Genomic DNA, 5,977 nt, shown 5'->3' on the forward strand with positions numbered 1-5,977 from the left:
AAGTTTATGGGCACTGCCCGGGTAACATTTCTCATTAACGAAGAAGGCATCATCGAAGAGATTATCCAGAAAGTAAATACGAAAGATCATACTGCTCAGATATTGAAAGATGCCGAAGGCACTACTGCTCCCGTGAAGAAACCTGCTGCCAAGAAAACCACTGCAAAGAAAACTCCTGCGAAGAAAGCAGTTGCGGCTAAGAAAGTTAGTGCGAAGAAGAAAAGTTGAGCTGCCGTTATTCGTTAAAAGTTCTTCGTTAAAAGTTCTTCGTTAAAAGTTCTTCGTTAATTGTGTGGGTGTGAGATTGGGAGTGAGGAAAATCCAATGACACGAAGGTGCACAAAGAAGACAACGGAGTTTCACAAAGTATATATACTTAAGCTAAAAGCAGAAATTGAAAAGCTAAAAACAGGGAACTGCTATATTTTTACTTTCTGCTTTTATATTTTCCTTTTACGTTTAACAAATAACCATTAACGAGTAACTCAATGAATATCGAACAAGGAACATCGATCAACGAATGTTGCAGTACTGGTAGTTCTAATAATAACGATTAACCACTAGCGAATAACGGATCAAATAAAAAAGAGACCACTCCAACGGAATGGTCTCTTTTCATTTTTTAAAGTTTGGAGGAAAACTTTATGATGCTTTATTCTTAATGTCCTGAACCTCAGAGCGGATTGCTTGAGCTAGATTTTTAAGATCCTGCATACCCTTTCTTACGCGGGTACCGGCAGCACTGTTTCCTTTGTTATAAAACTTGTCGATATCTCCTTCTAAGGAAGTGATGAGATCTTTAAGCTCTTGAAACTTTTGCATTTTCTTGGAGTTTTAGGATTAAAATTTAGTTTCTTAATGCCAATTTAAGTAAAAACCTTAAAAAACAACTCAAAAAGCGGTTTTTTTTGGATTTACTTAGTTACTGACACCAGAACCTCTTGCTTGTAAAAGCCGCTGTCGAGCTTCGACTTGAGTTGAGAGAACGCAGCCAGAGTTTTTTCTACATCGTCCAATGTATGTACGGCTGTAGGTATAATTCTGAACATGATCACATCTTTCGGCACTACCGGATAGATTACCACTGAACAGAATATATTAAAGTTCTCACGCAGATCCATCGACATGTTCGCTGCTTCACCAACGCCACCTTTAAATAATACCGGTGTAACCATCGATGTTGTGGTTCCTAAATGGAAGCCACGCTCACGCAAACCGTTCTGAATCGCTTTTACAATTACCCACAGTTTTTCACGCAGGGCTGGTTGTGTGCGAAGTAATTCCAAACGCTTCAACGCACCCATTACGAGTGTCATCGGCATACTCTTCGCATATATTTGCGAGCGTACACTATAGCGGAGATATTTCAATATTCGTTTATCGCCACCTACAAAAGCTCCGATGCTCGCCATCGATTTCGCGAATGTAGAGAAGTATAGATCAACTTCAGCCTGTACACCTTGTTCTTCAGCAGTACCGGCACCAGTCGGCCCCATACAACCAAAGCCGTGTGCATCGTCTACAAACAAACGGAAATTATATTTCTTCTTCAGTTCAACAACACCTTTCAGGTTACCCTGATTACCCGACATACCGAATACACCTTCTGTAATTACGAGTATACCACCACCGGTTTCATCCGCCAGTTTGGTAGCGCGCTGAAGTTGTTTCTCCAGGCTCTCCATATCATTGTGCGTATAGACGAACCGTTTGCCCATGTGCAGACGAACACCATCAATGATACACGCGTGCGACTCCGCATCGTATACTATAACATCCTTGCGATCTACCAGGGCATCGATGATCGATACTACACCCTGATAACCGAAGTTCAACAACATAACATCTTCTTTCTTAATGAAGTCTGCCAGCTGGCGCTCAAGCTCCAGGTGGTTTACGGAGTTACCCGACATCATGCGGGCACCCATTGGCAAGCCCATACCATATTGTGCTGCAGCATCTGCATCTGCCTTACGCACTTCCGGATGATTGGCAAGCCCCAAGTAGTTATTCAAACTCCAGTTGAGAACGTCCTTACCGTTAAACTTCATGTGCGGACCGATTTCTCCCTCCAGCTTCGGAAAGAAAAAATAGTCATCCGGAAGGTGAGAGTACTTGGCCAGCGGACCGGCCTCCATTCTTAGCTTGTCAAATAAATCTACCATTGCTCGATCTGTTAATTGCCGGCAAAAATAAGGAAAAAACATAAATATACTTCCCAAACACCTGATAGGAATGCTCGGATATGTTGCCGGAAATGCCTTAGATTTGTTTAAATTCTTACAAATGGAAGCTAATGACAATTTTATAAAGGAGACCACCCCCTGTTTATGCGCGACACCTCGCCCGCTATACGCTTCCTTTTCAAGAACTTTATTTTTTTAATCACACTGTTTTATAGTCGTTCCTGTTTATGCCTGCAATAAAAAAGATTCTTGTTGCCAACCGCGGAGAGATTGCGCTTCGGGTAATGCGCTCTGCCCGCGAACTGGGTATTAAAACCGTAGCCGTTTATAGTGAAGCCGATCGCAACGCACTGCATGTGCGCTTTGCCGATGAAGCAGTATATATCGGACCTCCTCCTTCTGCTGAATCCTATCTGCGCATCGAAAAAATTTTAGCTGCAGCGCACAGCACCGGTGCCGATGCTATACACCCGGGCTATGGATTTCTTTCAGAGAACGAAGACTTCGCACAAGCTGTAGAAGATGCAGGACTCCTCTTTATAGGACCTTCCGCCAAAGCCATCGAATTGATGGGAAGTAAACTGGCGGCTAAGGCAGCCGTTGCAAAATTCAATGTACCACTCGTACCCGGCACAAGCGAACCGATCACCGATGTAAACGCAGCGAAGAAGATCGCTGCCGAAATTGGTTACCCAGTATTGATCAAAGCCAGTGCCGGTGGCGGTGGTAAAGGCATGCGTGTGGTAGAAGATGAAGCAAGCTTCCACGAACAGATGGAGCGCGCCATCAGTGAAGCAACGTCTGCTTTTGGTGATGGCTCTGTATTCATCGAAAAGTATATTACCAAACCACGACACATCGAGTTCCAGATCTTTGGCGATAAACATGGCAACGTAGTGCACCTCTTCGAGCGTGAATGTTCTATACAGCGCAGGCATCAGAAAGTAGTAGAAGAAGCACCCTCCTCTATACTTACGCCTGAAAAAAGAAAAGCGATGGGCGAAGCTGCCATCAACGCGGCCAAAGCATGTGGATACTATGGTGCCGGCACGATTGAATTTATACTCGATGACAAATTGAATTTCTATTTTCTCGAGATGAATACGCGCTTGCAGGTGGAGCACCCGGTAACAGAAGAGATTACGGGAATGGACCTGGTAAAACTACAAATCAGAATTGCCGAAGGAGAAAAGATACCGTTCGCGCAGGAAGATCTGAAGATGAACGGACATGCCGTAGAGATACGGGTATATGCGGAAGATCCGGCCAATAACTTTTTGCCAGATATAGGCACACTGCAAACCTATAAACGTCCGCAGGGACATGGCATACGTGTGGATGATGGTTTTGAACAAGGCATGAGTATACCGTTTTACTACGACCCGATGATCGCCAAGCTGATCTGCCATGCAGAAGATCGTGCCGGAGCTATTGAGAAAATGATCCGCGCAATCGATGAGTATGAGATCACCGGGCTTGAAACAACATTAGGTTTTTGCAAATTTGTCATGCAGCATGAGGCCTTTCGCTCCGGTAATTTTGATACGCGCTTTGTTGAAAATTACTTTAAACCGGAAGTGCTTGTATCAGCCAATGAGCAGGAAGAAATCATTGCATCGATACTGGCTACTACGTTGCTGAATGGCAATGGCAACAGTAAACAAGCCGATGAAAATACCGCGAAGCAACCGGTGGTGAGCAACTGGAAAAAAAATCGTCTCTAAAGGAAATATACTATATATACTAATTCTCTCGCAGCATAACGAATGGCAGAAATTTTACCGATCCGTCCCTGGCGCTACAACCGGCAACTCGCTGAAAATATAGATGAACTAACGTCTCCCCTGTTCGATGTTGTATCCGACAAGCAGCGTGCTGCGCTCTATCAGCATCCGTATAACAGCATTCACCTTTCCGTGCCTCAGCCTCCCGCTCCGGCAGAGCGTGCACATAAATTATTACAGGAGTGGAAAGAGAAAGGCATTATTGTACAAGACAAGCTTCCGGCCATCTATGTATACTATCAATACTTTCGCCTGCAGGGATCGGCTAAAGAGTTCTGCCGGAAAGGATTCATCTGTCACATACGCACCTACGACTGGGAAGAGAACGTTATACTACGCCACGAGAACACCATTCCCAAAGCCGTGAACGATCGTATTGAGCTATTGGAGAAAACGCAGCTGCATGCCAGCGCAACGCATGGGCTATACTCCGATGCAACGTTCGAGCTGGAGAAGTATATGGACGAAGCGATCACCCTCCCGCTCTATGAAACCGAAGATTACCAGGGCGTGCGCGATGTACTGGCCGTGATTCACGATAAGCCGGTAGTACAACGATTCATGGATCTGATCGAACCGAAAACCATTATACTGGCTGATGGTCATCATCGCTACGAAGGATCGTTATCCTATAAACATAGTCAACAGGCATTGAACCCGGCACACACCGGTAAAGAAGGGTATAATTATCATCTGATGTACCTGACTAATACAGAAGCTGACGATCTGCGTATATTGCCAACACACCGATTGATACAAGGGCTCGCTTCTTTTGATGAGCAGCACATTCTGAAAAAACTGGAAGAAGACTTTATCATCAAACCCATAGAAGATGCCGATACACTGAATGAAGTTATAGTCGGTAAACCATGGGCATTCGGGTTGGTGTTTCCGGAGAATGCGTATAAAGTAAGACTCAAACCCGAGTCGTTATCAAAAATAAAATGGCACTTCCCGGATGTAGTCAAAGCACTCGATCTTACGGTGATGCATTACTTCATCATCGAGAAAGCGTTGGGTATACCGGGTAAAGAACAACGACAATCCGAACATATCAGCTTCGACCGAAGCTTTACCGATTGTGTGCAGAAAGTATTGCAGGGCAAAGCACAACTCGCCATCATTACCAATGAAGTTTCCATTGAAGATGTCAAGAAAGTTTGTGCCAGCGGATATACCATGCCCCAGAAGTCGACCTATTTTTATCCGAAAGTTATCGGGGGATTTCTGTTCAGCTCCGTACAGGAAAATGAATTTGCCAATCCTATATATTATCCCTATTAATTTATGCGACCTATCATTCTGGCATCGAGTTCACCGCGCAGACAATACCTGATGAAAGAAGCGGGCTTTACTTTCACCGTAGAGAAGCCGGGTATAGATGAAGATTTTCCGGAGACATTACCGGTTGAGCAAGTCGCGAAATATATAGCGCTGAAGAAAGCCGAGTATTTCCGTCCAAAGATGCAGAATGAGATCATCGTTACTGCCGATACGGTGGTGATCCTGAAAGGCAGGATCATGAATAAACCACAGGATCGTGCCGAAGCCATCCGGATGTTATCCGATCTATCCGGCCAGACACACATCGTTATGACGGGTGTATCTATACTTTCCCAAGAACGCGAAGAAAGCTTTGATGATACTACCGAAGTAACATTTGTAAAACTCACCGCAGAAGAGATCGCGTTTTATGTTGACCAATATAAACCTTACGACAAAGCCGGGGCCTATGGCGCACAGGATTGGATCGGCATGGTGGCGATCGAAAAAATTTCCGGCTCTTATTTCAATGTAATGGGCCTCCCTATTCACAAAGTATACCAGCACTTAAAGAACTGGTAATGAAAAAACTCTGGAAGTATCTCGTTGAACATGTTACGCATGATTTCAACGTGGGTCACTACAGTGCCGTTGCTATATTTCTGGCCGCTTCTCTTTATAGTAATTATACACTCGATTTTGAGAATGGCGTGCTCGATAACCTGTCGGGTATATATAAATTTA

The 5,977-nt window shown here is 44.4% G+C and carries 5 protein-coding genes and 1 pseudogene; 4 read left to right on the forward strand and 2 right to left on the reverse strand.

Annotation, left to right across the window (positions count from 1 at the left end):
- Positions 1 to 228: pseudogene (locus tag VIN08_RS10860) on the forward strand (hypothetical protein); the annotation flags it as partial.
- A 414-nt stretch (positions 229 to 642) separates the two neighbouring features.
- Here the strand turns inward: VIN08_RS10860 and VIN08_RS10865 are convergent.
- Both VIN08_RS10865 and VIN08_RS10870 read right to left on the reverse strand, forming a co-directional pair.
- Positions 643 to 822, reverse strand: a complete 180-nt coding sequence (locus tag VIN08_RS10865) for a histone H1 (protein WP_331964446.1) — start codon at positions 820 to 822, stop codon at positions 643 to 645.
- A gap of 92 nt (positions 823 to 914) precedes the next feature.
- Positions 915 to 2,165 carry an aminotransferase class I/II-fold pyridoxal phosphate-dependent enzyme gene (locus VIN08_RS10870; protein ID WP_331964449.1) on the reverse strand — a complete coding sequence of 417 codons (1,251 nt, stop codon included), beginning with the start codon at positions 2,163 to 2,165 and terminating at the stop codon, positions 915 to 917.
- A gap of 248 nt (positions 2,166 to 2,413) precedes the next feature.
- Between VIN08_RS10870 and accC the strand changes: the two genes are divergently transcribed.
- The 3 genes from accC to VIN08_RS10885 are packed head-to-tail and all read left to right on the forward strand — an operon-like array spanning position 2,414 to position 5,815.
- Positions 2,414 to 3,910 (forward strand): acetyl-CoA carboxylase biotin carboxylase subunit, encoded by a 1,497-nt coding sequence (gene accC, locus VIN08_RS10875; RefSeq protein ID WP_331964452.1) that lies wholly within the window; start codon positions 2,414 to 2,416, stop codon positions 3,908 to 3,910.
- A gap of 42 nt (positions 3,911 to 3,952) precedes the next feature.
- Positions 3,953 to 5,254: a DUF1015 domain-containing protein gene (locus VIN08_RS10880; protein ID WP_331964455.1), complete on the forward strand. Its 1,302-nt coding sequence runs from the start codon at positions 3,953 to 3,955 to the stop codon at positions 5,252 to 5,254.
- A 3-nt stretch (positions 5,255 to 5,257) separates the two neighbouring features.
- The gene (locus VIN08_RS10885; protein WP_331964458.1) at positions 5,258 to 5,815 is read left to right on the forward strand and encodes a Maf family nucleotide pyrophosphatase; all 558 of its coding nucleotides are present in this window, start codon (positions 5,258 to 5,260) and stop codon (positions 5,813 to 5,815) included.
- The last annotated feature ends 162 nt before the right edge of the window (positions 5,816 to 5,977 follow it).

The organism is Ohtaekwangia sp. (assembly GCF_036568665.1).
Classification (GTDB): Bacteria; Bacteroidota; Bacteroidia; order Cytophagales; family Cyclobacteriaceae; genus Ohtaekwangia.

Bases quoted from the DNA above. Each gene is read 5' to 3' on its own strand.
- VIN08_RS10885 (WP_331964458.1), top strand. From the start codon at position 5,258: ATGCGACCTATCATTCTGGCATCGAGTTCACCGCGCAGACAATACCTG.
- VIN08_RS10880 (WP_331964455.1), top strand. From the start codon at position 3,953: ATGGCAGAAATTTTACCGATCCGTCCCTGGCGCTACAACCGGCAACTC.
- VIN08_RS10865 (WP_331964446.1), bottom strand. From the start codon at position 822: ATGCAAAAGTTTCAAGAGCTTAAAGATCTCATCACTTCCTTAGAAGGA.
- VIN08_RS10870 (WP_331964449.1), bottom strand. From the start codon at position 2,165: ATGGTAGATTTATTTGACAAGCTAAGAATGGAGGCCGGTCCGCTGGCC.
- accC (WP_331964452.1), top strand. From the start codon at position 2,414: ATGCCTGCAATAAAAAAGATTCTTGTTGCCAACCGCGGAGAGATTGCG.